This window comes from Microbacterium limosum, assembly GCF_036324365.1.
Classification (GTDB): Bacteria; Actinomycetota; Actinomycetes; order Actinomycetales; family Microbacteriaceae; genus Microbacterium; species Microbacterium limosum.
This window is the reverse complement of sequence record NZ_CP137080.1, coordinates 2,002,492-2,027,170: the sequence shown is the minus strand read 5'-3', so window position 1 is coordinate 2,027,170 and position 24,679 is coordinate 2,002,492. Positions and strand designations below refer to the sequence as shown.

The following is a 24,679-nucleotide window of genomic DNA, read 5'->3' as shown; positions in this document are numbered from 1 at the left end:
GTGAAGCGATGGCCTCACGCCTCGAACACGTCCAGAGCCCGTACCTGCGTCAGCACGCGGGCAACCCCGTCGACTGGTTCCCGTGGGGGAGGGAGGCGTTCGACGAGGCGCGCCGGCGCGCTGTCCCCGTGCTGGTATCGATCGGATACTCGACCTGCCACTGGTGCCACGTCATGGCGCGGGAGTCCTTCGCCGACCCCGAGACGGCGGCCGACCTCGCCGAGGGCTTCGTCGCGATCAAGGTCGACCGCGAGGAGCACCCCGAGGTGGACGCCTCCTACATGGCGGCCGCCTCGGCCTTCACGCCGCACCTGGGCTGGCCGCTGACGGTGTTCACGACGCCGGAGGGCGTGCCCTTCTACGCGGGCACCTACTATCCGCCCGCGCCGAGGCCGCCCCTCCCGGCGTTCCGCGACGTGCTGCGCGCCGTGCGGGAGGCCTGGACGAACCGGCGCGACGAGGTGGATGCCACGGCATCCGCCATCACGGCGTCGCTCGCCCGCAGCGGCGACGCGGCCGAGAAGGAAGGCTCCGTGCCCTCGGCGGGCGCCCTCGTCGCGGCCGCCCGCTCCCTCGCGGCGCAGGAGGACCCCGACCACGGCGGCTTCGTGAACGCACCGCGCCCCGCGCCGAACACCCCCAAGTTCCCCGTCGCCACGGCGCTGGGCTTCCTGCTCTCGCCGCTCGTGCGGGCGGCCGCCCCCGCCGAATCGGCCGCCGCAGCCCGGGCGATGAACGCGATGGCCGGCTCCGAGCTGCGCGACCCCGTCGAGGGCGGGTTCTTCCGCTACGCGACGCGGCGGGACTGGGGCGTGCCGCACTACGAGCGGATGCTCACCGACAACGCCCTGCTGCTGGATGCCGCGACGGCGCTGGGCGACCACGCCACCGCGGCGGGGATCGCGTCGTTCCTGCTCGAGGTGCTGCGCCGCCCCTCGGGAGGGTTCGGCGCCGCGCAGGACTCGGAGTCGATCATCGACGGTCGCCGCGACGAGGGCGGCTACTACGCGCGGGATGCCGCGGGTCGCACCGGGCTCGAGCCGCCCGCCGTCGACGGGAAGGTCGTCACCGGCTGGAACGGGCTCGCGATCGGGGCGCTCGCGCGCGCCGGGGCGCGGTGGGGCGAGCCGCACTGGATCGCCGCTGCCGAGGATGCGGCGCGCACCGTGCTCCGAGACAACCGCGCGCCGGACGCAGGCAGCGGCATCCGCGCGCTCGTGCGCGCCTCGCTCGAGGGCACGCCCTCTGCGGCCGCGGCGACCCTCGCCGACTACGGCCAGCTCGCGCGCGGGCTCGTCGCGCTCGCCGTCGCCGGCGGCGCGCCCGAGCACGCCGCCGCGGCGCGAGAGCTCGTGGACGCGTGCTTCGCGGAAGCGCCGGACGGTCGGCCCGCCGTGCCCGGGGGAGGCGATCCCGTGTTGCGCGAAGGCGCCATGACGGTGGCCGCCGAGGCGACCGACGGAGATCAGCCCTCCGGGCTCTCCGCGATCGCCGCCGCCTGCCTCGACCTGTGGCTCCTCGGCGCCCCCGAGGAGTACCGCCGGCGCGCCGAGCGCATCGTCGCCGCCCACGCGCCCGAGGCGCTCGCGCGCCCCCTCGCACACGGCGAGCTGCTGCGCGTGGCCGCGGTGCTGGCCGACGAGCCGCGCCAGCTCGTCGTCGTGACCGCCGAACCCGCCGCGCCGCTCGTCGGCGCCGCGCGCAGGGTAGACGCCGACGTCGTCGCGATCGTGACGCCGGATGCCGCGGCCGGCCTCGCCGCGGCGGGGTTCTCGCTCTTCGAGGGCAAGACGGCCGCCGCGGCCCCCGTCGCCTACGACTGTCGCGCGTTCGTCTGCCGGCTGCCCACGACCGATCCGGCGGACCTTCACCGGGAGCGGGTCAGATCCAGCTGATCATCCAGTTGTGGAGGCGCCAGAAGTCGTAGGGGACCTCCGTCGCCGTCCACACGGGGTACCAGAACACCGTCAGCAGCACGGCGACCGCGAGCACGACCGCGACGACGCCCTGACCCCCCGCGCGCCGCTCGGGGGCGGCATCCGGCCGGCCGGCGATGCGCTGCAGCGCGAGCATGAGCGCGAGCACGACGAAGGGCATCATCACGACCGTGTAGAACTGGAAGATCGTCCGCTCGGGGTACAGGAGCCACGGCACATAGGTGGCGGCGACCCCGGTGAGCACGAACCCCGCGCGCCAGTCGCGCACGCGCCCGCCGCCGGGCCACGCGAGGCGGATCGCGAGGAAGACGATCGCCGCCATCCCGGCGTACCAGATGAGCGGGTTCGGGACCGAGGAGATCGCCTGCACGCAGCCGCCCGACATGTCGCAGCCGTCCGTGCCCTGCTCGACCTTCTCCCAGAACATCGACGTCGGTCGCAGGAGCAGGGGCCACTGCCACGCCGGCGAGGCGTAGGAGTGCTCGACGGTGAGGCCCACGTGGAAGCGGTAGATCGCCTCGTGGTAATTCCAGAGCGCGACGAGCGGGTTCTCCGCCGAGCTACGGTCCCATCCGCCGCCGGTGAGGAGCCATCCGCTCCAGCTGGCGAGGTAGGTCGCCGCGGCGACGGGCACGAGCAGGAGGAAGCTGACCGGACCCTGCCGCACGGCGGCGTCGCTGGCCCAGCCGTCGATGCCGGCGTGCCGCCGGGCGAGGGCGTCCGAGACGACGACGTAGATCCCCGCCGCGGCGAGGACGTAGACCCCCGACCACTTCACGGCGGCGGCCGCGCCGAGCGTCGCGCCGGCGGCCACCAGCCACGGTCGGGCCCACATCACGGGGCCCATCGACACCGGCATCCCGCCGGCGCCCCGCGCACCCGCCGTCCAGGCGATGCGCGTCTGCATGCGGTCGCGGTCGATCAGGAGGAAGAGGAAGGCGAGCGCGACGAGGAGCGCGAGGAGGCCGTCCAGGAGGGCGACGCGGCCGAGCACGATGCCGAGCCCGTCGATCGCGAGGAGGAAGCCCGCGACGCAGCCCCACAGCGTCGAGCCCGTCAGGCGCCGGCCGATGAGGATGACGACGAGCACGGTCGCCGTGCCCGCGAGCGCGAGGGCGATGCGCCAGCCCCACGCGGAGTCCGCGCCGAAGGCCCCCAGGCCGAGGGCGATGAGCCACTTCCCGAGCGGGGGATGGACGACGAAGCTGCCCTCGGGCAGGAACGAGAACACGTCGCCGGCGAGGAACGCCGCGTCGGGGTCGGCCGGCCAGGAGCCCTCGTATCCGAGGTGCAGGAGCGTCCAGGCATCCTTGGCGTAATAGGTCTCGTCGAAGACGAGGGCGTGGGGATGCGCGAGGTTCCACAGCCGCAGCACGCCCGCCAGCAGCACGACGAGCGCCGGGCCCAGCCAGCGCCACAGGCGCCCGATGCGGGGCCGCGTCCGCATCCGCTCGCGCACGCGCTCGACGGGGGTGACCCGTCGCTCCGGCACCGCGGTATCGTCCGCGAGGGCGTCGGGGGCGGGCTGCACCACGCCAGCATAGGCTGGCGTCGTGCTCATCCTCGCGGCGACCCCGATCGGAAACCTCGGGGACGCCTCGCGCCGGCTCGTCGAGACGCTCGGCTCCGTGCGGATCGTCGCGACCGAGGACACGCGCACGACGGTGCGGCTGCTTGCGGGCCTCGGCATCCAGAACCGTCCGCGGCTGATCGCGCTGCACGACCACAACGAGAAGGAGCGTGCGGCCGAGGTCGTCGCCCTCGCGCGCGACGAGGACGTGCTCATGCTCTCCGATGCGGGGATGCCGACGGTCTCCGACCCCGGGTACGGCCTCGTCGCCGAAGCCATCGCGCAGGGGGTGGACGTGACGGTCATCCCCGGCCCGAGCGCGGTGCCCACTGCGCTCGCCCTCTCCGGACTGCCGACCGACCGGTTCGCGTTCGAGGGCTTCGCGCCGCGCAAGCCCGGCGAGCGGCGCACGGCGTTCGCGGCGCTCGCGGCCGAGCCGCGCACGATGGTCTTCTTCGAGGCGCCCACCCGCGTGGCCGCCACGCTGGAGGCGATGGCCGAGGCGTTCGGCGCCGACCGGCGCGCGGCCGTGTGCCGCGAGCTCACGAAGCTGCACGAGGAGGTCGCCCGCGGAACCCTCGCCGAGCTGGCCGAGTGGGCGGCTCCGGGCGTGCGCGGCGAGTGCGTCATCGTCGTGGCGGGCGCGGCCGCCCGTCGCGTGCCGCTCGAGGACGCCGTGTCGCAGGTGCTCGAGCGCGCGTCGGCGGGCGAACGCCTGAAGGACGCGTGCGCCGCGGTCGCGAGCGCGACGGAGCATTCCTCCCGCGACCTGTATCAGGCCGCGCTCGCCGCGCGCTGACCCGGCACCGGCCGGGCGCCGCCGTCACACCGCCGGGCCGCGGCATCCGCCCCGCCTAGAATCGACGGGTGACTTCCCGCGGTTCGTTCTACATCACCACCCCGATCTACTACCCGAGCGATGTGCCCCACATCGGGCACGGGTACACGACGGTGGCGGTCGACGCGCTCGCGCGGTGGCACCGCCAGGCGGGCGATGACACCTGGATGCTCACGGGCACGGACGAGCACGGCCAGAAGATGATCCGCGCGGCGTCGGCGAACAACGCCACCCCGCAGGAGTGGGTCGACAAGCTCGTCACCGAGTCGTGGTTTCCGCTGCTCGAGACCCTCGACATCGCCAACGACGACTTCATCCGCACGACGCAGGAGCGCCACGAGACGCGCGTGCAGACCTTCCTGCAGGCGATCTACGACCGCGGCTACATCTACGCCGGCGAGTACGAGGCGCTGTACTGCGTCGGCTGCGAGGAGTTCAAGCCCGAGTCCGAGATCGTCGACGGCTCCGGACCCTTCGAGGGCCTCAAGGTCTGCGCCATCCACTCCAAGCCCCTCGAGCTGCTGCAGGAGAAGAACTACTTCTTCAAGCTCAGCGAGTTCGCCGAGCCGCTCCTGGCCCTCTACCGCTCGCAGCCCGACTTCATCCGACCCGAGTCGGCGCGCAACGAGGTCATGTCGTTCGTGCGCTCGGGGCTGAAGGACCTCTCGATCTCGCGCTCGACGTTCGACTGGGGCATCAAGGTGCCGTGGGATGCCTCGCACGTCATCTACGTATGGGTCGACGCGCTGCTGAACTACGCCACGGCCGTGGGCTACGGCGCCGACCCCGAGACGTTCGAACGCCGGTGGCCGGCCTACCACGTCGTCGGAAAGGACATCCTCCGCTTCCACGCCGTCATCTGGCCCGCCATGCTCATGGCGGCGGGCGTCGACGTGCCCCGGGGCGTCTTCGCCCACGGCTGGCTGCTCGTGGGCGGCGAGAAGATGTCGAAGTCGAAGCTCACGGGCATCGCCCCGACCGAGATCACCGACGTGTTCGGCTCCGACGCGTACCGGTTCTACTTCCTGTCGGCGATCGCCTTCGGGCAGGACGGGTCCTTCTCCTGGGAGGACCTCTCGGCCCGCTACCAGGCCGAGCTCGCCAACGGCTTCGGCAACCTCGCCTCCCGCACGGTGGCGATGATCGGCAAGTACTTCGGCGGGGCCGTGCCCGAGCCGGCGGACTACACCGACGCCGACCTGGCGATCCAGCGGATCGTGGCGGATGCCGCGGCCACCGCCGACGCCGCGGTCGAGCGGTTCCGCATCGACGAGGCGATCGAGGCGATCTGGACGATCGTCGACGCCCTCAACGGCTACATCACCGAGAACGAGCCGTGGGCGCTGGCGAAGGACGAGGCATCCCGCCCGCGCCTGGGCACCGTGCTCTACACCTGCGCGGAGGGCCTGCGCGCCCTCGCGGTGCTGCTGTCGCCCGTGATGCCGGTCTCGACCCGGAAGCTGTGGGCGTCGCTCGGCGCCGAGCAGGAGCTGGGCGCGCTCGAGGAGCAGCCGATCCGCGAGGCCGGGGCCTGGGGCCTCCTCCCCCCCGCCGCGCAGACGCAGCCGCTCGCGCCCCTGTTCCCCCGCGTCGAGCAGCCCGAATGATCCCCGGCGTGCGCGGCGAGGGAGGGCGCTCGTGAGCGACCCCTCGCAGTACGTGCGCCAGCGCGAGAAAGGGGCGCGCGATGTGACCTACCCCGACGCGCCCGAGCCGCTCGCCGTGCCGGTGTACGACAATCACGCGCACCTCGAGATCGCGGACGGGCCGTCGGCGGGGGAGGACGCCGAGGGGCTCTCGCTCGACGAGCAGCTTGAGCGCGCGTCCGCCGTCGGGGTGATCGGCGTCGTGCAGGCGGGCGGCGACATCGAGTCGAGCCGGTGGTCGGCGTGGGCCGCGGCATCCCACCCGCGCGTGCTGGCGGCGGTCGCCATCCATCCGAACGAGGCCCCGGCGTACGCCGAGGCCGGCCGGCTCGACGAGGCCATCGCCGTGATCGACGAGCTCGCGGCGCAGCCCCGGGTGCGCGCGATCGGCGAGACGGGCCTGGACTTCTTCCGCACCGGAGAGGCCGGCCTGCCCGCGCAGTTCGAGAGCTTCGAGGCGCACATCGCGCTGGCGAAGAAGCACGGCATCGCGATGCAGATCCACGACCGCGACGCCCACGATGCCGTCCTCGAGACGCTCGAGAGGGTCGGTGCCCCCGAGCGCACGGTCTTCCACTGCTTCTCGGGTGACGCCGACATGGCGCGCATCGCCGCCGATCGCGGGTACTGGCTCTCGTTCGCGGGCAACGTCACGTTCAAGAACGCGCAGAACCTCCGCGACGCCCTCGCGGTGATCCCGCGCGAGAGAATCCTCGTCGAGACGGATGCCCCGTTCCTCACGCCCACGCCCCATCGCGGGCGACCGAACGCGCCCTACCTGATCCCCGTCACGGTGCGCTTCATCGCCGAGGAACTGGGGGCCGACGTCGACGCGCTGTGCGCGCAGATCGCGGCGAACACCCTCGAGGTCTACGGCCCCTTCGGCGGCTGACCCCGCCCGCGCGCCCGCGCTCGCCTGTCACGAACCGCTCCGTCGGTCGGGCTCGCCTGTCACGAACCGCTCCACCGTGGGCGCGCGGAGATCGATATGCGACAGGTGAGCACCCGCGGCGTCGGCGGGCGGCGATCGATGCGGTACGGGCGAGCGCCCGCGGGGATCAGCGGGCGGCGGATGCCTTGGGCTTCGTCGTGAAGAGCGTCTCGGTCTGCTCGAGCTCCATCCCCTTGGTCTCGGGGATCTTCGTCAGCACGTAGACGAACGACAGCGCCGCGAAGACGGCGTACATCGCGTAGGTGACCGGGAGCGACCAGCCCGACATCGCCGGGAAGCTGACCGTGATGAGGAAGTTCGCGATCCACTGCGCCCCGGCGGCGACGCCGAGCGCCTTCCCGCGGATGCGGCTCGGGAAGATCTCGCCCAGCAGCACCCACACGAGGGGCCCCCACGAGGCGCCGAAGCCGATGACGAAGATGTTGGCCGCGACGAGCGCGATCGGGCCCCAGGCGCCCGGCAGCGAGACCTCGCCGTCGACCGTCTCGGCGAAGGCGAACGCGAGGGCCATCGTGCCGAGCGAGGCCGTCATCATGACCGAGCCGGTGAGCAGGATCGGCTTGCGGCCGACGCGGTCGACCAGGGCGATGGCGACGATCGTGACGAGGACGTTCGTGACCGACGTGATGACGCTGATCAGAAGGGAGTTCGACTCCGTGAACCCGACGGCCCGCCAGAGCGTGGTGGAGTAGTAGAAGATCACGTTGATGCCGACGAACTGCTGGAACACCGACAGGATGATGCCGACCCACACGATCGGCTGCAGTCCGAAGCGGGGGCCCCTGAGCGAGACGCCCTTGGACTTGCGGTCTTCGGCGATGCGTTGCTCGAGCTCGCGCATCGTCTGGTCGAGGTCGGCCTTCGGCACGAGCCGGGCGAAGATCTCCCGGGCCTCGTCGTAGCGTCCCTTCGCGATGAGGAAACGCGGGGACTCGGGCATCGTGAACGCGAGAACGCCGTAGACGACGGCGGGGACGGCCTCCACGAGCAGCATCCAGCGCCACGCCTCGAGCCCGAGCCACAGCTGCGACGACGATCCGCCCGCGATCCCGGCCAGGAGGGCGTTCGAGAGCAGCGCACCGAAGATCCCGAGGGTGATCGCGAGCTGCTGCAGCGAGCCGAGCGTGCCGCGGATCTGCCGCGGCGCGATCTCGGCGATGTAGGCGGGCGCGACGACCGAGGCGATGCCGATGCCGAGGCCGCCGATGAAGCGCCACACCGTCAGGTCCGCCGCGCTGAACGCGAGGCCCGATCCGATCGCGCTGACGAAGAACAGCGCGGCGCCGATCATCATGACCCGCAGGCGACCCCAGCGGTCGCTGAGAACGCCCGCGAGCACCGCGCCGAGGGCGCAGCCGAGGAGAGCGACGGCGACGACGAAGCCCGTCACGACGTCGTTCAGGCCGAACTGGTTCTCGATCGAGTCGACCGCGCCGTTGATGACGGAGGAGTCGAAGCCGAAGAGGAAACCGCCGACGGCGGCGGAGATCGACAGGGCCACGGCGCGCCGGCCGAGAGGGCTCTTCATCGAGAACGCTGCCGTGGGGATCGTGCCGGTTCTGCTCACCGGCGACACCCTACTCTCACCCCGTCGGGCGGGGCCGTAGAGTTGACAGGTGTCGGTGCACCTGCTCGGCGCGGCCGAGATCCGCGCTCTCGCGTCCGAGCTCGGGGTCACGCCGACCAAGAAGCTCGGGCAGAACTTCGTCGTCGACGCCAACACCGTGCGCAAGATCGTGCACCTCGCGCGCGTGCGACCCGGCGACCGGGTCGTAGAGGTCGGCCCGGGCCTGGGGTCGCTGACCCTCGCGGTCCTCGAGGCGGGGGCAACCGTCACCGCCGTCGAGATCGACTCGCGGCTGGCGGCGCGGCTGCCCGCGACGGCGGCCGCGCACGGCGTGCCCGAGGGGGCGCTCACCGTGGTGGATGCCGATGCCCTCGCGGTGCGGGAGCTTCCCGGAGACCCCGGCGTGCTCGTGGCGAACCTGCCCTACAACGTCTCGGTCCCTGTGCTGCTGCACTTCCTCGAGACCTTCCCGCGGCTGGGCCGCGGCGTCGTGATGGTGCAGGCGGAAGTGGGGGAGCGGCTCGCCGCACCGCCGGGCTCGAAGACCTACGGCGCCCCGAGCGTCAAGGCCGCCTGGTACGGCCCGTGGCGGCTCGCCGGCACCGTGTCCCGGCAGGTGTTCTGGCCCGTGCCGGGGGTCGACTCCGTGCTGGTCGCGTTCGAGCGCGACGCGACCGCCCGGGGCACCGAGGAGGAGCGCCGGCGCACGTTCGCGATCGTCGACGCGGCGTTCCAGCAGCGCCGCAAGATGCTCCGGCAGGCGCTCGCGGGGGTGCTCGGGGGCTCGGCCGCCGAGGCATCCGCCGTTCTCGAGGCGGCGGGAATCGCCCCGACCGTGCGCGGCGAGCAGCTGGGGGTCGAGGAGTATCTGCGCATCGCCCGCGCGGCGCCGGGTCGCTAGCCTGGAGCGGTGACCGAGACGCCTTCCTTCTATTCGCGCGGGGGCGACCTGCACCGCCCGTACACCGCCGCCCCCGACCGATACGACCTGGCCGACTACCGGCGGGTCGGCACGAGCGGGCTGAGGCTTCCCCCCATCTCGCTGGGGTTGTGGTGGAACTTCGGCGACAACATCCCGTTCGACGACCAGCGCGCGCTGCTGCGCCACGCCTTCGACTCGGGCATCACGCACTTCGACCTGGCGAACAACTACGGCCCGCCCTACGGCTCCGCCGAGACGAACTTCGGCCGCATGATGCGGGAGGATCTCGACCCCTACCGCGACGAGCTCATCATCTCCTCGAAGGCCGGCTACGACATGTGGCACGGCCCCTACGGCGACCACGGCTCGCGCAAGTACCTCCTCGCGAGCGCCGAGGCGTCGCTGACCCGAATGGGCCTGGATTACGTCGACATCTTCTATTCGCATCGCGTCGACGCCGACACGCCGATCGAGGAGACCGTCGGGGCGCTCGACACCCTCGTGCGGCAGGGCAAGGCGCTCTACGTGGGCATCTCGTCGTACAGCGCCGAGCGCACGGCGGCCGCCGCGGCGGTGGCCCGCTCGCTCGGGACTCCCCTCGTCATCCACCAGCCCTCCTACTCGATCCTGAACCGCTGGATCGAGGACGGGCTGACCGGCGTGCTGCGCCAGGAGGGCATGGGCGCGATCGCGTTCACTCCGCTCGCGCAGGGACTGCTCACCGACAAGTACCTCGGCGACGGCCCCGCCGAGCGTGCGCAGAAGCGCGCGTCGCTGCCCGAGCGACCGCTGTCGGAGCAGGGGCGCTCGACGCTGCGGGCGCTCGATGTCATCGCGAAGGAGCGCGGGCAGAGCCTCGCGCAGATGGCGCTGCAGTGGGTGCTGCGCGACGACGTCGTCGCGTCGGCGCTGATCGGGGCATCCCGCCCCTCGCAGCTCGATGAGAACCTCGGTGCGCTCGCCGGACCCGCGTTCGACACCGAGGAGATCGAGCGGATCGACGCGCTGTCCGACGGGATCGACGTCAACCTCTGGGCGGAGTCGTCCGAGAAGTGATCCCCGCCTCCGACGCCGACCGCGTGCACGTGCGCGCCCCGGGCAAGGTCAACCTCTTCCTCGAGGTGGGCGCCGCGATGCCCGACGGCTATCACGAGCTGGCGACGGCATTCCAGGCGGTCTCGCTGTACGAGGACGTGTGGGCCACGGCATCCGACGACTTCACCATCGAGGTGACCGGGTCGGTCGACACGAGCGGTGTTCCGCTCGACGACCGGAACCTGGCCCTGCGCGCCGCGCGCCTGCTCGCCCGCAAGACGGGACAGGCCGGCGGCGTGCACCTGCATGTGCGCAAGGGCGTGCCTGTCGCGGGCGGCATGGGGGGCGGGTCGGCGGATGCCGCGGCGGCGCTCGTCGCGTGCGACGCGCTGTGGGGGACCGAGCTGACGAACGCGCAGCTGCACCAGCTGGCCGCCCGCCTGGGCGCGGACGTGCCGTTCTCCCTCCACGGCGGGACGGCCGTGGGCACGGGACGCGGGGACGAGCTCAGCGCCGCCCTCGCGCGGGGCCGCTTCGAGTGGGTCTTCGCGACGGATGCCGAGGGCCTGTCCACTCCCGACGTCTACACCGAGCTCGACGCGCACCGCGAGCGCCGGCGCACCGACATCGCCCCCGCGCCGACGCAGCCGTTCGTCGACCCCGACGTCCTGCACGCCCTGCGCGCCGGTGACCCCGTACGGCTGGCGGCGTGCCTGCGCAACGACCTGCAGGCCGCGGCGCTGAACCTGCGGCCCGAGCTGGCAGAGGTGCTCGAGCTGGGGGAGTCGGCGGGTGCGCTCGCCGGGATCGTGTCGGGGTCCGGACCCACCGTGGCGTTCCTGTGCGAGGCCCCGGAGGCGGCCCTCGACGTGCGCGTCGCGCTCGCCGCGCTCGGGCGCGACGCGTTCCACGCCCACGGGCCCGTGCCGGGCGCGCGGCTGCTGCCCGCCTGAGCGCCCGTCACACGCCCGCCCAGGCCTCGCGGGCCGTGCGCCGCAGCAGGGCGCGGTCGCTGCGCTCGGTGAGCGCGCGCTCCCCCCGGCCTCGCGCGGCGGCGGCGGCGCGCGCGAACTCCTCCGCGTGCTGCGGGCAGTGCGCCGCGCACGCCGCGAGCGTCTTCTGCAGGCGCAGCTGCACCTCGATCATGCCGGCGCCGTCGCGGGCGATCGGGCGGAAGGCGTCCTCGACGAGGTCGCGGATGCCGGGCGCGGGCACGAAGACCCGGTCGCACGCGGTCGCGTCGGGATCCGGCGAGGCCTCGAGGACGGCGAAGACCCGCTGCAGCGATCCCAGCACCTCGACGGCCGTGCCGGGGTCGTTGGTGGAGGGGGAGAGGGCGCGGCTGGCGATCTCGGCCAGGGCGATGACGCCCAGGCGCGGATCCTGGTCGTACGTGCGGTGGGGGTCGACCGTGAAGGCTCGGCGCAGCGCGCGGCATCCGTCCTCGTCGAGCCCGCCGGCCACGCGGGCGAGGGGGCGCGTGGCGTCCGCCACGGTGCCCGGGATGGCGGTGACGTGCACCGTCGTGTCGGCGTCGTCGGCGATGCGCTGCAGGGCCGCGACGTCGATCGCGGTGACGTATCCGATGTCTTCCGCGTGCACGGCCTGAGCGGCGGTGGGGATGGGTGCGGCGGGCCGACCCCCCAGATGCGGACGCGCGGCGAAGTCCCGCGCGGCGCGCGTCGCGGCGTCCTCCACGCGGTCGATCACGTCGGACATGCGGCCGAACTGCGCCAAGTGCGCGATCCAGCGCAGCAGCGTGATCGTGATGATCGCGATCACGACGAGCGTGCCGAAGAAGAGCACCGTGCGCGCCTGCCCGCTGTAGTACCCCGTGGAGAGGGCGACGATGCCGACGATCGCGAACAGGAACGACCCGATGAACGTCGACAGCGCGTTCTGCGAGGTGGGGTCGGCGACCAGCAGCTGCGTCGCGCGGGGCGTGGCCGTGGTCGTCGCCGCGGAGTAGGCCTGCACCATCGCCGTGAGCGAGAAGGTCGTGACCGCGAGCATCGACGAGGCGATGATCTGGAGGATGTTGTCGACCGAGTTCTGCCCGAGCTCGACAGCGAGCGCGTCGGGGAGGAAGGGGCCGAGCAGCCCGGCGACGAGGGCGAGCGCGACCGCCGCGACGCTGAACACGGCGGCGCGGAACCAGATCCGCCGCACCAGCCTTCCGAGGAACACCTTCCAACCGCCCACGCGACCACCTCCGCGCCTCACCCTATGGGGCGGCGGGGCCGCGCCCCGACCGAGGACACGCGTGATCCGTCGACGAGGCGGCGTCCGGCACCGGCATCTCCGGCATCACGGACCGACCGCGCATAGCGGGTAGTGCGCTTCTTCTGCAACACCCGCGCCGAGTGCCGGCGGGTGCCGTTAGGCTCGAACCCCCCGCCACACCGGCCCGCTGGAGGAACCGTGCGCGCAGTCTGGAGCGATCACGTGATCGCCGAAGCCCCCGAGGAAGACCTGGTCCGCATCGAGGGAAACTGGTACTTCCCTCCCTCGAGCATCGCCGAGGGAGTGCTCGAAAGCAGCGACACCCCGTACACCTGCGCCTGGAAGGGCGCGGCGCAGTACTTCTCGATCGCCACGCCCGACGGCCGCTTCGAAGACGGCGCATGGAGCTACCCCTCCCCGTATCCCGGCTCGTTCGAGCGGGTCGGCCGCGACTACTCCGGCTTCGTGGCCTTCTCTCCCGGAGTCGAGGTCGGCTGATCGCCGCCTGACGCTCGCCACCGCCGCCCGACGAGGGGACCCCGCTCGTGATCGAGTTCTCCGCCGTGTCCAAGGTCTTCCCCGACGGCACGACCGCCGTGGACGACTTCAGCCTCCTCCTCCCGTCACGCAAGACGACGGTGTTCGTCGGGTCCTCGGGCTGTGGGAAGACCACCCTGCTGCGGATGATCAACCGCATGGTAGAGCCGACGGCCGGGACGATCACGATCGACGACGAGGACATCGCCGCGCGCCCGCCCGTTCAGCTGCGGCGCAGCATCGGCTACGTCATGCAGAACTCCGGTCTGCTGCCGCATTTCACCGTCATCGACAACATCGCCACCGTGCCGGTGCTGCAGGGGACGCCCAAGAAGGAGGCGCGGGAGCGCGCGCGTGAGCTGATGGACACGGTCGGGCTCGACCACGCGATGGCCGACCGCTACCCGAGCCAGCTCTCGGGCGGACAGCAGCAGCGCGTCGGCGTCGCGCGGGGTCTCGCCGCCGACCCGAACATCCTGCTGATGGATGAGCCGTTCGGTGCGGTCGACCCCATCGTGCGGGCCGAGCTGCAGGAGGAGCTGCTGCGGCTGCAGCGCGAGATCGGCAAGACGATCGTGTTCGTCACGCACGACATCGACGAGGCCTTCCTCCTCGGCGACCAGGTCGTGATCCTGGAGAAAGGCGCCCGGATCGCGCAACTGGGCAGCCCCGACGAGATCATGGAGAAGCCCGCGTCGGAGTTCGTGGAGACGTTCATCGGCGCCGACCGGGGCAAGCGCGCGCTGAGCCTGAAGCGCACGGCCCACGGAACCGTCGTCGTCGACGCCGACGGGCGCACACAGGGCGCCCTCGTGGAGGAGCCCGCCCCGTGACCTGGGTGCTCGACAACCTCGACCTCATCGGCGATCTGACGCTCATCCACCTGCGTCAGAGCGTCATCGCGATCGTGTGCGGATTCGTGCTGTCCGTGCCGATCGGATGGGTCGCCTTCCGATACAGCCTGCTGCGGAGCGGTCTGATCACGATCGTCGGGCTGCTCTACACGATCCCCTCGCTCGCGCTGCTCATGCTGCTGCCGGTCGTGTTCGGCTACAGCGCGATCAGCGAGACGAACCTCATCGTCGCCCTGACGATCTACGCCCTCGCGATCATGGTCCGCTCTGTCTCCGACGGGCTCCGATCCGTCGATCCCGGCATCCGGCAGGCGTCCACCGCGGTCGGGTTCGGATCCTTCCGCCGCTTCTGGACGGTGGAGTTCCCGCTCGCCGGCCCCGTCATCCTCGCGGGGCTGCGGGTGACGGCCGTCAGCACGATCTCGCTCGCGACCGTCGGCATCCTGATCGGCGTGACGAACCTCGGCTACCTCTTCACCAACGGGCTGCAGCGGCGCATCATCCCCGAGGTCCTCGCCGGCCTCGTGGCCGTCGTCGTCATCGCGCTCGTCATCGACTACCTGCTCGTGCTGGCGGGTCGTGCGCTCATGCCCTGGGCGCGCACCCCCTCGCGGCGCGAACGTCGCTCCGGTCGCCGCGCCGTCGCGGCAACGGAGGTGACCGCGTGAACCTCATCGCAGAGGCCTTCGCCTGGCTTCTCCAGCCCGAGCGCTGGTCGGGGCCGACCGGCATGCCCGTCGCCCTCGCCCAGCACCTGGGCTTCACGTTCCTGTCGGTGCTCATCGCGGCCGCGATCGCCGTGCCCGCCGGATGGGCGATCGGGCACACGGGCCGGGGGCGCGAGGTCGCCGTCGCCGTCTCCGGCGCCGCCCGCGCCATCCCCTCGTTCGGTCTCCTGGTGCTGCTCGTGCTCATCATGGGCGTCCTGCAGACGCAGGCCGCCGCCGTCATCACGTTCGTCCTGCTCGGCATCCCCTCGATCCTCGCGGGCGCCTACTCCGGCTTCGAGGCGATCGACCGCCGCGTCATCGACGCCGGTCGTGCCATGGGCATGACGCCGTGGCAGGTGCTGTGGCGCATCGAGGTGCCGCTCGGTCTGCCGCTGCTGGTGTCGGGGCTGCGCGCGGCGACGCTGCAGATCGTCGCCACCGTGACGATCGCGGCGTACGTCGGGCTCGGCGGCCTCGGCCAGTACATCATCCAGGGCATCAACCTCAACCGCTTCGACCAGGTGCTCGCGGGCGCCATCCTCGTCGCGGCACTCGCGCTCCTGCTCGACGGAGCGTTCGCGATCGCCGAGCGCCTCGTCGTGCCGCGCGGAGTGCACGCGGGCCGCGCCCCCGCCGGCGGCGGCGCCCGTCGCTCGCGCGTCAGGCGGGCCGCGTCATCCCCCCAGACTGCCGAAGCGTGATCGGCGTCCCCGTCCCCCTACCCGTCCCACACAGCACACCGAAAAGAGAAGGACAGAAAATGTTCACAGCCGCAAAGCGCCTCACCGCGGGCGCCGCCCTCGCCGCCACCGCGGCGCTCGTGCTCGCCGGGTGCTCGTCGAGCAACCCCCTCGACGAGGAGACCTCCGGATCCGGCGGTGAGTCCGCGGGCGAGACGATCGTCGTCGGCTCGCAGGCCTACTACTCGAGCGAGATCATCGCCGAGATCTACGCCCAGGCACTCGAGAACGCCGGTTTCGACGTCGAGCGACAGTTCAACATCGGCCAGCGCGACGCGTACATCCCCGAGCTCGAGTCGGGTGCGATCTCGCTCTTCCCCGAGTACAGCGGCAACCTGCTGCAGTACTACGATGCCGAGACCGAGGCGCGCACCCCCGACGACGTCTTCGCCGCGCTGCAGGAGGCGCTGCCCGAGAACCTGACGGTGCTCGAGCAGGCCGAGGCGAGCGACCAGGACTCCTACACCGTCACGGCCGCCTTCGCGGACGAGAACGGGCTGACCACGATCGCCGACCTGGCGAACGTGACGGAGCCGCTCACCCTCGGCGGGCCGCCGGAGCTGGCCGAGCGTCCCTACGGGCCGGCGGGACTGTCCGAGGTCTACGGCGTCGACGTGACGTTCTCGCCCACGGGTGACACGACGGTCGAGAACCTCGTCGCCGGCACCGTGAACGTCGCGAACGTCTTCACCGCCGACCCGCGCATCGAGACGCAGGATCTCGTGGTGCTCGAGGACCCCGAGGGCCTGTTCCTCGCCTCGAACGTCGTTCCCGTCGTGAACGCCGAGATCGCCGACGAGATCGCCGACGTCATCAACGAGGTCAGCGCCGCGCTGACGGCCGACGCGCTCGTCGCGCTCAACGTGCAGAGCACGGAGGACCAGATGTCGCCCGACGACATCGCCGCCGCCTTCCTCGAGGAGAACGGGCTGGTCTGACCCGGGTTCGCGGAGATCTCCGCGAACGAGGCGCCCGGCGGCATCCGCCCCGGGCGCCTCGTTCCGTCTGGGGGGCGGTCCGGGGGCGGGTGCCGCGGCCCGCGGATCACGGGACGCCCCGGGCCGCGTAGCCTGGAGCGGATATGGCGCATCTTCTCGGGGCCGAGGCCCTGCACCTGGAATTCCCCACCAAGGTCGTCTTCGATTCCGTCTCTCTCGGCGTGAACGAGGGCGACCGCATCGGCATCGTCGGCCGCAACGGCGACGGAAAGTCGAGCCTGCTGGCGATGCTGGCCGGTCGGCTCGAGCCCGACGGCGGGCGCGTGACGGTGCGGGGCGGTGTGCGCGTGGGCGTGCTCGACCAGGCCGACGTGCTCGACGACGACGACACCATCGGGCACGCCGTGGTCGGCGACACCCCCGAGCACGAGTGGGCGGGCGACCCGCGCATCCGCGACGTCATCGCGGGGCTGCTCGGAGATCTGCCCTGGGATACCGAGCTGCGCGCACTCTCGGGCGGCCAGCGCCGACGCGTCGCGCTCGCGCGCCTGCTCGCGGGCGACTGGGACATCCTCGCCCTCGACGAGCCCACGAACCATCTCGACGTCGAGGCCATCGCCTGGCTCGCCGAGCACCTGAAGCGGCGGTGGCCGGCGACGGCCGGGGGACTGCTCGTCGTCACGCACGACCGATGGTTCCTGGATGCCGTGTGCACCGTCACGTGGGAGGTGCACGACCGCGTCGTCGACCCCTTCGAGGGCGGCTATGCGGCGTACATCCTGCAGCGTGTCGAGCGCGACCGGCAGGCCGCGGCGATCGAGGCGCGACGGCAGAACCTGGCCCGCAAGGAGCTCGCGTGGCTGCGCCGCGGGGCGCCGGCCCGCACGAGCAAGCCGAAGTTCCGCATCGACGCCGCGAACGAGCTGATCGCCGACGTCCCCGAGATCCGCGACCGCGTCTCGCTCCAGTCGCTCGCGCTCAGCCGCCTCGGCAAGGACGTCGTCGACCTGCTCGACGCGTCGGTGTCGTACGACGGCACGCCCGTGCTGGAGGACGTCGAGTGGCGCATCGCGCCGGGCGAGCGCACCGGCATCCTGGGCGTCAACGGTGCGGGCAAGTCGACGCTCCTGGGTCTTGTCGCAGGCACGCTCGAGCCCACGTCGGGGCGCGTCAAGCGCGGCAAGACCGTGAAGGTCGCGACCCTGACGCAGCAGATGGACGCCCTCGACCCGCACCTCGACGACCCCGTGCGCGTCGTGATCTCGGGGCTGCGCACGAGCTACACGATCGGCACCGGCTCCAAGGCGCAGGACCTCACGCCGGGCCAGCTTCTCGAGCGCATGGGGTTCGCCTCGGCGCAGCTGTCGACGCCGGTGAAGGACCTCTCGGGCGGCCAGAAGCGGCGCCTGCAGCTGCTGCTGATCCTGCTCGACCAGCCCAACGTGCTGATCCTCGACGAGCCCACCAACGACCTCGACACCGACATGCTCGCGGCGATCGAGGACCTGCTGGACTCGTGGGCCGGAACGCTCATCGTCGTCAGCCACGACCGCTACTTCCTCGAGCGCGTGACCGACCAGCAGTACGCGATCCTCGATCGCCGGCTGCGCCATCTCCCGGGGGGAGTCGAGGAGTACCTGCGGCGCCGGCACGAGCAGCAGCGGGATGCCGCGGGCGGCTCGTCCGCCGCGGCGTCCGGCCGGGCGTCGTCGGCGCCCGCGTCCGCGCTCACCGGCGCCGAGCGCCGCGCGGCGGAGAAGGAGCTCGCCGCCGCCGAGCGCCGCATGGCCAAGCTCACGAGCGAGATCGAGCGCAAGCGCACGGCGCTCGCCGACCACGACCAGGGGGACTTCGTCGGGCTGGGGGAGAAGATGGCCGAGATCGGGGCGCTCGAGGAGGAGAACTCCGCGCTCGAAGAGCGCTGGCTGGAGCTCTCCGAGAAGCTGTAGACCCGGCCGGGGTCAGCCGTCGAAGCCGAGGCTGAGCTTGCGCAGCAGCGCGGCGAGCCGGTCGCGGTCGGGCCGGGAGAGCGAGTCGAGCAGCTCGGACTCGGCATCGACGAGGCGGGTGATCGCGGCATCCACGCGCGTGCGTCCCTCGTCGGTGAGGGTGACGAGCACGCTGCGGCCGTCGGCCGGGTCGGCCTCCCGCCGCACGAGCCGCCGGCCGACGAGACGGTCGATGCGGTTGGTCATGGTGCCGCTGGAGACGAGGGTCTGCTGCAGCAGCTGCTTGGGGCTCAACTGGAACGGCTCGCCCGAACGCCGCAGCGCCGAGAGCACGTCCCATTCCCACGGCTCGAGCTCGCTGCGGCGGAAGGCCGCGCGCCGCGCCCGGTCGAGGTGGCGCGAGAGCCGGTCGACGCGGGAGAGCACCCCCAGCGGGGAGAAGTCGAGGTCGGGGCGCTGAGCACTCCACGCCGCGACGATGCGGTCGACCTCGTCGCTCTCCTTCGGCATCCGACCATCATGGCATCGCGGGTCGGTCGGGGCGTGCCTCGACGGCGGAGCGCGTCGGAACGCGGGGCCGACCGCCTCGCTCTGGCAGACTTGACGCACGGCGCCCACCCACCGGCGGGGGCCGCGGTCCGCCGTGGTGTAATGGCAGCACGACAGCCTTTGGAGCTGTGAGGTCTAGGTTCGAGTCCTGGCGGCGGAGCATGACAGATCGCAGTCTCGCCGTCGTCGTCCTCGCCGCGGGCCAGGGCACGCGCATGAAATCGCGCACGCCCAAGGTGCTCCACCGCATCGGCGGACGTTCCCTGCTCGGGCACGTGCTCGCCACGGCGGGCGCCCTCGACCCGCAACGGGTGATCGTCGTCGTGCGTCACGAGCGCGACCTCGTCGCCGCGGCGGTGTCCGACGCCGCACCGGCCGCGGTCGTCGTCGATCAGGACGAGATCCCCGGCACGGGCCGCGCCGTGCAGTCCGCGCTCGCCCAGCTGCCCGACTTCACCGGCGACGTGCTCGTGCTGAGCGCCGACGTGCCGCTGCTCGACGCCGATGCGCTCGGCGCCCTGCTCGCGCAGCACCGGCGCGGGGATGCCGCCGCCACCGTGCTCTCGGCGACTCTCGACGACGCCACCGGCTACGGCCGCGTCATCCGCGACGCCGACGGCGGGGTCGCCCGCATCGTCGAGCACAAGGACGCCGATCCCGCCGAGCTGCTCGTCACCGAGATCAACGCCGGCGTGTACGTGTTCCGCGCGGGTCCGCTGCGGGAGCACCTCGAGCTCGTCGGTACGGCGAACGCGCAGGGGGAGCGCTACCTCACCGACGTCGTCGGCCTGCTGCGCGCATCCCGGCTGCCCGTCGCCGCGGCATCCGCCCCCGACGCCGCCGCCGCGCTCGGGGTCAACGACCGCGTGCAGCTGGCGGATGCCGCGGCGCGCCTGAACGCCCGCACGGTGAGGCGCTGGCAGCTCGCGGGCGTCACGGTGCTCGACCCCGCGACGACGTGGATCGACGTCGACGCGACGCTGGCGCCGGATGTCACGGTGCTGCCCAACACCCACATCCTCCGCGCGACGGCGATCGCCGAGGGCGCCACCGTGGGCCCCGACACGAGCCTCGTCGACTGCGAGGTGGGGGAGGGGGCGATCGTCACCCGCACGGACGCGACGCTCGCCGTGATCGGTGCCGGGGCATCCGTGGGTCCGTTCGCGTATCTGCGCCCCGGCACCGAGCTGGGCGACCGCGGCAAGATCGGTACGTTCGTCGAGACCAAGAACGCCCGCATCGGAGGGCGCAGCAAGGTGCCCCACCTCTCGTACGTTGGCGACGCGGAGATCGGCGAGGGCGCCAACATCGGCGCGGGGACGATCGTCGCCAACTACGACGGCGTCGCGAAGCACCGGACCGAGGTGGGCGACGAGGTGCGCACGGGCGCGCACAACGTGTTCGTCGCGCCCGTTAGGATCGGTGATGGCGCCTACACGGGGGCCGGCACCGTCGTGCGGAAGGACGTTCCGCCCGGCGCGCTGGCGGTCGTGTCGGGCTCGCAACGCAACGTCGAGGGCTGGGTTCTCACGCACCGTCCCGGCACATCAGCGGCCCAGGCCGCAGAGAAGGCGGCTCATGGCTCGCAAGAAGAAGACGGTTGACCTCGATCGGGATCACGGCATCGCGCCGGGGCTCGTCGCGAAGACCAGGAAGCGTCTGGTCGTCGTCTCCGGGCGATCCCACCCCGAGCTCGCGCAGGATGTCGCCGTGGCCCTCGGCACCCAGCTGGCGCCGACCGAGCACCGCACGTTCGCCAGCGGCGAGATCTACACCCGTTTCGAGGTGTCGATCCGCGGCTGCGACGTCTTCGTCGTGCAATCCTTCGGCAACCCCGTCAACGAGTGGCTGATGGAGCTGCTCATCATGCTCGACGCGCTCAAGCGCGCATCCGCCAAGCGCATCACGGTGGTCGCGCCGTACTTCCCGTACTCGCGGCAGGACAAGAAGGGCCGCGGCCGCGAGCCGATCAGCGCACGCCTGGTCGCCGACCTGCTGCACACGGCCGGCGCCGACCGCGTGATGAGCGTCGATCTGCACGCCGCGCAGATCCAGGGCTTCTTCGACGGGCCGGTCGACCACCTCTTCGCCAAGCCGGTGCTGCAGGACTACTTCGAGCGCACGATCTCGGAGGCCGACCGCGCGGCGCTCACGGTGGTCTCGCCCGACATGGGCCGCGTGCGTGTGGCCGACACGTGGTCGGACAGCCTGGGTGCCCCGCTCGCGATCATCCACAAGCGACGCGACCCGAAGGTGGCCAACCAGGTCACCGTGCACGAGATCGTGGGAGAGGTGGAGGGGCGGGTCTGCCTCCTCGTCGACGACATGATCGACACGGGCGGAACCATCGTCAAGGCCGCGCAGGCGCTCAAGGAGAACGGGGCCCAGAAGGTCATCGTCGCGGCGACGCACGCGATCTTCTCCGACCCGGCGACGAAGCGGCTGCAGGACGCCTCGATCGACGAGGTGGTCGTCACCGACTCGATCCCCCTGCCGCCCGAGCGGCGCTTCCCGGGGCTCACGGTGCTGCCGATCGCGCCGCTGCTCGCGCGCGCCATCCACGAGGTCTTCGAGGACGGCTCGGTCACGAGCATGTTCGACGGAGCCGCGTAGGGCCCGGCGGATGCCGCGGCATCCCTTCAGGGCGTCTTCATAGTCTCCTCCGGCACGATGTATTCGGACGCCGCATACGCTTGCGTGCATACGGCCGTCCCGCCGCATCCGACGACGCAGGAGAACCGATGACCCGTCCCGCCGCCGCCCGCCCTCTCCGCCTCGGGGCCGCCCTCGTCGGCATCGCCGGCACCGTCGCACTCGCCGGCTGCGGCGCGACGGGGTCCACGACCGCCGACACCTCCTCCGACGGATCGAGCTCCGGGGGCAGCTACGCGGACGGCACGTACACGGCCACGGGGTCGTACGTGACGCCCGAGTCGGTCGAGACGATCGAGGTCACCCTCACGCTCGAGTCGGGCGAGATCAGCGCGGTCGAGATCCAGGGCGATCCGCAGACGGCGGAGACGCAGCAGTATCAGTCGCGTTTCATCGGCGGCATCGAGGACGAGGTGGTGGGCGTCGCCCTCGACGACATCCAGGTCGACCGGGTCGCCGGCTCGTCGCTCACGAGCGGCGGCTTCAACGAGGCCGTCGAGGCGATCAAGGACGAAGCGGCGGCCTGACCGTGCCCGGCTCCCGCGCGACACACCGCTGGGGGTTCGAGGCGATCGGCACGCGCTGGGAGATCCAGGCACCGCGGCCGTTCACAGGCCCGGAGAGGGCGCGGGTGAGGTCGGTCGTCGACGAGTTCGACGCGCAGTGGTCGCGCTTCCGCCCCGATTCCGTCGTGTCGCAGCTGGGCCGGGCGGGGGGATCCCTCCCGGCGCCCCCCGACGCGGCCGACATGCTCGCCGCCTACGCCGAGCTGTCCGCCGCGACCGCGGAGGCGGTCAACCCCCTCGTGGGCGCCGCGCTCGAGCGGCTCGGCTACGACCGCGCCTACTCGTTCCGCGCCGGTGCGCCGCTTCCCGCCCCGGACGACTGGCGGGAGACGCTCTCGGTCGGCGACGGCCGCCTCGTCCTGGGCGGTCCCGCCGTCATCGACGTGGGGGCGCTCGGCAAGGGCCGCCTCGTCGACCTCGTGGCGGCAGCCCTGCCCGCCGACGTGGCGGAGCACGCCGTCGTGGATGCCGGGGGAGACCTCCTCGCGCGGGGCGCTCCGCTGCGGGTGGGGCTCGAGCACCCCTACGACCCGTCCCGCGCCATCGGCGTGTGGGAGGTGCGGGATGCCGCGCTCTGCGCCTCGGCGACCAACCGGCGCTCGTGGGGGGACGGGCTGCACCACGTGCTCGACGCCCGCACGGGCGTCCCGGTGCGCACCGTCGTGGCGACGTGGGCCGTCGGCGGCGACGCGATGCGCGCCGACGCCGTCGCGACGGCGCTCTTCTTCGAGGGCGGTCCGCAGCTCGCCCACCGGTGGGGCGTGGCCTGGGTGCGGATGCTCTCGAGCGGGCGGGTGGAGTATTCGCCGGGTTGCGCGGCGACGCTGTTCACGAGCGCGGATAACGTGGACTCGTGATCGCGACTCTCGCCTCCCTCCGTGCCCGGCTCCTCGGCATCCTGGGGCGGTTCTCGATGTACCGCCTCGTGATGCTCGCGCTCGCGGCGCTCACGGTGATCGCCCTGGCGCTGTCGTTGCTCGGCCTGGTGGTGCCCTCGCCGCTCGAGCTGATCGTGACCGCCGCCGTGCTGGGCGCCGCTTGCGTGGGCGTGAATGCCCTCGTGCAGCGGGTGCTCCGGATGCCGCGACGGTACGAGTCCTCCCTCATCACCGCCTTCATCCTGCTCTTCGTGCTCCGCCCGACGCTCGTGCCGGTCGAGCTGGCATGGATCGCGCTCGCTGGTGCCGTGGCCGTCGTATCGAAGTACGCGATCGCGTGGCGCGGACGCCACATCCTGAACCCGGCGGCGGTGGGGGCGACCGCTCTGACCGTGTCGGGCCTCGGCGCCTCCGCCTGGTGGGTCGGCTCGCCGGTGCTGGCAGGTCCGGTGCTCCTGCTCGGCCTCGCGGTGCTGCTTCGCACCGAGCGCCTGCGCATCGTCACGGTGTTCTTCGTGGTCGCGGTCGGGGTCTCCGTGTTCCGGCTGGCGGTGCAGGCGCAGGCGGCGGGCGTGTCGATCGACGCGGGGCAGGCGCTGAGCTTCGCGGTGCTGTCCTCGCCCTTCCTCTTCCTCGGCGCCTTCATGCTCTCGGAGCCCCTCACCCTCCCGCCGCGTCGCTGGCAGCAGCTGACCGTCGCCGCCGTCGTCGGCGTGCTCGCGGGGTGGCCGATCTCGGTCGGCTGGTTCACGCTCGGCCAGGAGCGCGCGCTGCTGATCGGCAACCTCCTCGCCTTCGTCTGGGCGGCGCACCACACAGTGCGGCTGCGCCTGCGGGACGCGTCGATGCTCACCCCGACCGTTCGCCAGCTCACCTTCGAATCCCGCCGGCCCGTGCGCTTCGCCGCGGGTCAGTACGTCGAACTCGAGGTGCCCCACTCCCGGCCCGACGCGCGCGGCACGCGCCGCGAGTTCAGCATCGTCTCCGCCCCGAGCGACGCCCCGCTCATGCGCATCGCCTATCGCGTGAAGGAGGGGGCGGCCGAGAGCTCGTACAAGCGGGCGCTCGCGGTCGCCGCTCCCGGCACCGACTACGCCGCGACCGGCGTCTGGGGCGACTTCGTGCTTCCGCGCGACCCGGGAGCGCCCCTGCTGCTCGTGGCGGCGGGCATCGGCGTCACCCCGTTCGTCTCCCAGCTGCGGGAGTCCGCGGCCCGCGGCGAGGACCGCGACGTCGTGCTCGTCTACGTCGCGGCGACGGCGGCCGAACTGGCCTTCCGCGACGAGCTCGCCGCGACCGGCGCCGAGGTCGTCGTCTTCACGCGCGACGACCCGTCGCCGCTGCCGGCCCGCTGGCGGTGGGCGCAAGGAGTGCGCCTGGATGCCGCGGGGCTGCACGACGTCGTTCCCGACCTCGACGACCGGCATGCGTACATCTCCGGGCCGCCCGCGCTCATCGCCGATCTCGCGCCCGCGCTCGAGAAGGCCCGCTCCCTCACGACGGACGCCTTCGCGGGGTACTGACGCGCGGCATCCGTCTTCGGTCGTCCCGAAGCGCGGGCGCGGGCGGGGTGGACCCGCCATCCGGGGCGAGCGAGCGCGCGGCATCCGTCGGGA

The 24,679-nt window shown here is 72.5% G+C and carries 22 protein-coding genes and 1 tRNA gene; 19 read left to right on the top strand and 4 right to left on the bottom strand.

The window, feature by feature from the left end; all coding sequences use genetic code 11:
• Nucleotides 1-8 precede the first annotated feature (8 nt).
• Nucleotides 9-1,895: a thioredoxin domain-containing protein gene (locus RYJ27_RS09755; protein ID WP_330170123.1), complete on the top strand. Its 1,887-nt coding sequence runs from the start codon at nt 9-11 to the stop codon at nt 1,893-1,895.
• Here the strand turns inward: RYJ27_RS09755 and RYJ27_RS09750 are convergent.
• Nucleotides 1,882-3,471 (bottom strand): dolichyl-phosphate-mannose--protein mannosyltransferase, encoded by a 1,590-nt coding sequence (locus RYJ27_RS09750; protein ID WP_330170122.1) that lies wholly within the window; start codon nt 3,469-3,471, stop codon nt 1,882-1,884. The two genes, RYJ27_RS09755 and RYJ27_RS09750, sit on opposite strands and share 14 nt — an antisense overlap.
• Nucleotides 3,472-3,490: 19 nt before the next feature.
• Here RYJ27_RS09750 and rsmI point away from each other — a divergent pair, with 19 nt between their 5' ends.
• The 3 genes from rsmI (at nt 3,491) to RYJ27_RS09735 (ending at nt 6,883) form a co-directional block, all read left to right on the top strand.
• Nucleotides 3,491-4,306 (top strand): 16S rRNA (cytidine(1402)-2'-O)-methyltransferase, encoded by an 816-nt coding sequence (rsmI, locus tag RYJ27_RS09745; protein WP_330170121.1) that lies wholly within the window; start codon nt 3,491-3,493, stop codon nt 4,304-4,306.
• Between the two features lie 68 nt (nt 4,307-4,374).
• Complete coding sequence (gene metG, locus RYJ27_RS09740) at nt 4,375-5,952, top strand: methionine--tRNA ligase (RefSeq protein ID WP_330170120.1); 1,578 nt, start codon at nt 4,375-4,377, stop codon at nt 5,950-5,952.
• A gap of 31 nt (nt 5,953-5,983) precedes the next feature.
• A complete protein-coding gene (locus RYJ27_RS09735) occupies nt 5,984-6,883 on the top strand; it encodes a TatD family hydrolase (RefSeq protein ID WP_330170119.1) in 900 nt (299 codons plus the stop codon).
• Between the two features lie 166 nt (nt 6,884-7,049).
• Here RYJ27_RS09735 and RYJ27_RS09730 read toward each other — a convergent pair whose 3' ends face one another.
• Nucleotides 7,050-8,471 carry a sugar porter family MFS transporter gene (locus RYJ27_RS09730; protein ID WP_330172045.1) on the bottom strand — a complete coding sequence of 474 codons (1,422 nt, stop codon included), beginning with the start codon at nt 8,469-8,471 and terminating at the stop codon, nt 7,050-7,052.
• An 88-nt stretch (nt 8,472-8,559) separates the two neighbouring features.
• On the opposite strand from RYJ27_RS09730, the gene rsmA reads away from it, so the two are divergent.
• Genes rsmA through RYJ27_RS09715 form a run of 3 tightly spaced genes read left to right on the top strand, consistent with a single transcriptional unit; the run spans nt 8,560 to nt 11,420 of the window.
• Complete coding sequence (rsmA, locus tag RYJ27_RS09725; protein ID WP_330170118.1) at nt 8,560-9,411, top strand: 16S rRNA (adenine(1518)-N(6)/adenine(1519)-N(6))-dimethyltransferase RsmA; 852 nt, start codon at nt 8,560-8,562, stop codon at nt 9,409-9,411.
• Between the two features lie 9 nt (nt 9,412-9,420).
• Nucleotides 9,421-10,488, top strand: a complete 1,068-nt coding sequence (mgrA, locus tag RYJ27_RS09720; protein ID WP_330170117.1) for an L-glyceraldehyde 3-phosphate reductase — start codon at nt 9,421-9,423, stop codon at nt 10,486-10,488.
• Nucleotides 10,485-11,420, top strand: a complete 936-nt coding sequence (locus RYJ27_RS09715) for a 4-(cytidine 5'-diphospho)-2-C-methyl-D-erythritol kinase (protein ID WP_330170116.1) — start codon at nt 10,485-10,487, stop codon at nt 11,418-11,420. Before mgrA ends, RYJ27_RS09715 begins: the two co-directional genes overlap by 4 nt.
• 7 nt (nt 11,421-11,427) lie before the next feature.
• Here RYJ27_RS09715 and RYJ27_RS09710 read toward each other — a convergent pair whose 3' ends face one another.
• Nucleotides 11,428-12,669 carry a DUF2254 domain-containing protein gene (locus tag RYJ27_RS09710; RefSeq protein WP_330170115.1) on the bottom strand — a complete coding sequence of 414 codons (1,242 nt, stop codon included), beginning with the start codon at nt 12,667-12,669 and terminating at the stop codon, nt 11,428-11,430.
• Nucleotides 12,670-12,888: 219 nt separating this feature from the next.
• On the opposite strand from RYJ27_RS09710, the gene RYJ27_RS09705 reads away from it, so the two are divergent.
• The 6 genes from RYJ27_RS09705 (at nt 12,889) to RYJ27_RS09680 (ending at nt 18,418) form a co-directional block, all read left to right on the top strand.
• Nucleotides 12,889-13,188, top strand: coding sequence for a DUF427 domain-containing protein (locus RYJ27_RS09705; protein ID WP_330170114.1), 300 nt, complete (start codon nt 12,889-12,891; stop codon nt 13,186-13,188).
• Nucleotides 13,189-13,235: 47 nt separating this feature from the next.
• Nucleotides 13,236-14,060, top strand: coding sequence for an ABC transporter ATP-binding protein (locus RYJ27_RS09700; RefSeq protein WP_330170113.1), 825 nt, complete (start codon nt 13,236-13,238; stop codon nt 14,058-14,060).
• Nucleotides 14,057-14,749 (top strand): ABC transporter permease, encoded by a 693-nt coding sequence (locus RYJ27_RS09695; protein ID WP_330170112.1) that lies wholly within the window; start codon nt 14,057-14,059, stop codon nt 14,747-14,749. The genes RYJ27_RS09700 and RYJ27_RS09695 overlap by 4 nt, the downstream gene beginning before the upstream one ends.
• Nucleotides 14,746-15,492, top strand: coding sequence for an ABC transporter permease (locus RYJ27_RS09690; RefSeq protein WP_330170111.1), 747 nt, complete (start codon nt 14,746-14,748; stop codon nt 15,490-15,492). Before RYJ27_RS09695 ends, RYJ27_RS09690 begins: the two co-directional genes overlap by 4 nt.
• 59 nt (nt 15,493-15,551) lie before the next feature.
• The gene (locus RYJ27_RS09685) at nt 15,552-16,469 is read left to right on the top strand and encodes an ABC transporter substrate-binding protein (RefSeq protein WP_330170110.1); all 918 of its coding nucleotides are present in this window, start codon (nt 15,552-15,554) and stop codon (nt 16,467-16,469) included.
• A 143-nt stretch (nt 16,470-16,612) separates the two neighbouring features.
• A complete protein-coding gene (locus RYJ27_RS09680; RefSeq protein ID WP_330170109.1) occupies nt 16,613-18,418 on the top strand; it encodes an ABC-F family ATP-binding cassette domain-containing protein in 1,806 nt (601 codons plus the stop codon).
• Between the two features lie 12 nt (nt 18,419-18,430).
• Here RYJ27_RS09680 and RYJ27_RS09675 read toward each other — a convergent pair whose 3' ends face one another.
• Nucleotides 18,431-18,928 (bottom strand): MarR family winged helix-turn-helix transcriptional regulator, encoded by a 498-nt coding sequence (locus RYJ27_RS09675; RefSeq protein WP_330170108.1) that lies wholly within the window; start codon nt 18,926-18,928, stop codon nt 18,431-18,433.
• A gap of 127 nt (nt 18,929-19,055) precedes the next feature.
• Here RYJ27_RS09675 and RYJ27_RS09670 point away from each other — a divergent pair.
• The 6 genes from RYJ27_RS09670 to RYJ27_RS09645 all read left to right on the top strand — a co-directional run bounded on the left by RYJ27_RS09670 (nt 19,056) and on the right by RYJ27_RS09645 (nt 24,586).
• Nucleotides 19,056-19,127 (top strand) — tRNA-Gln (locus RYJ27_RS09670).
• A gap of 1 nt (nt 19,128) precedes the next feature.
• Nucleotides 19,129-20,571 (top strand): bifunctional UDP-N-acetylglucosamine diphosphorylase/glucosamine-1-phosphate N-acetyltransferase GlmU, encoded by a 1,443-nt coding sequence (gene glmU / locus RYJ27_RS09665; protein WP_330170107.1) that lies wholly within the window; start codon nt 19,129-19,131, stop codon nt 20,569-20,571.
• The gene (locus RYJ27_RS09660; protein ID WP_330170106.1) at nt 20,546-21,580 is read left to right on the top strand and encodes a ribose-phosphate diphosphokinase; all 1,035 of its coding nucleotides are present in this window, start codon (nt 20,546-20,548) and stop codon (nt 21,578-21,580) included. Before glmU ends, RYJ27_RS09660 begins: the two co-directional genes overlap by 26 nt.
• 128 nt (nt 21,581-21,708) lie before the next feature.
• Nucleotides 21,709-22,146: an FMN-binding protein gene (locus tag RYJ27_RS09655; RefSeq protein ID WP_330170105.1), complete on the top strand. Its 438-nt coding sequence runs from the start codon at nt 21,709-21,711 to the stop codon at nt 22,144-22,146.
• The gene (locus RYJ27_RS09650) at nt 22,143-23,042 is read left to right on the top strand and encodes an FAD:protein FMN transferase (RefSeq protein WP_422732893.1); all 900 of its coding nucleotides are present in this window, start codon (nt 22,143-22,145) and stop codon (nt 23,040-23,042) included. Before RYJ27_RS09655 ends, RYJ27_RS09650 begins: the two co-directional genes overlap by 4 nt.
• Nucleotides 23,039-24,586 (top strand): FAD-dependent oxidoreductase, encoded by a 1,548-nt coding sequence (locus RYJ27_RS09645; RefSeq protein ID WP_330170103.1) that lies wholly within the window; start codon nt 23,039-23,041, stop codon nt 24,584-24,586. The genes RYJ27_RS09650 and RYJ27_RS09645 overlap by 4 nt, the downstream gene beginning before the upstream one ends.
• Nucleotides 24,587-24,679 lie beyond the last annotated feature (93 nt).

Coding starts and splice junctions, on each gene's coding strand:
- RYJ27_RS09755 (WP_330170123.1), top strand. CDS start 9: ATGGCCTCACGCCTCGAACACGTCCAGAGCCCGTACCTGCGTCAGCAC.
- RYJ27_RS09730 (WP_330172045.1), bottom strand. CDS start 8,471: ATGAAGAGCCCTCTCGGCCGGCGCGCCGTGGCCCTGTCGATCTCCGCC.
- RYJ27_RS09685 (WP_330170110.1), top strand. CDS start 15,552: ATGTTCACAGCCGCAAAGCGCCTCACCGCGGGCGCCGCCCTCGCCGCC.
- RYJ27_RS09680 (WP_330170109.1), top strand. CDS start 16,613: ATGGCGCATCTTCTCGGGGCCGAGGCCCTGCACCTGGAATTCCCCACC.
- RYJ27_RS09675 (WP_330170108.1), bottom strand. CDS start 18,928: ATGCCGAAGGAGAGCGACGAGGTCGACCGCATCGTCGCGGCGTGGAGT.
- glmU (WP_330170107.1), top strand. CDS start 19,129: ATGACAGATCGCAGTCTCGCCGTCGTCGTCCTCGCCGCGGGCCAGGGC.
- RYJ27_RS09660 (WP_330170106.1), top strand. CDS start 20,546: ATGGCTCGCAAGAAGAAGACGGTTGACCTCGATCGGGATCACGGCATC.
- RYJ27_RS09655 (WP_330170105.1), top strand. CDS start 21,709: ATGACCCGTCCCGCCGCCGCCCGCCCTCTCCGCCTCGGGGCCGCCCTC.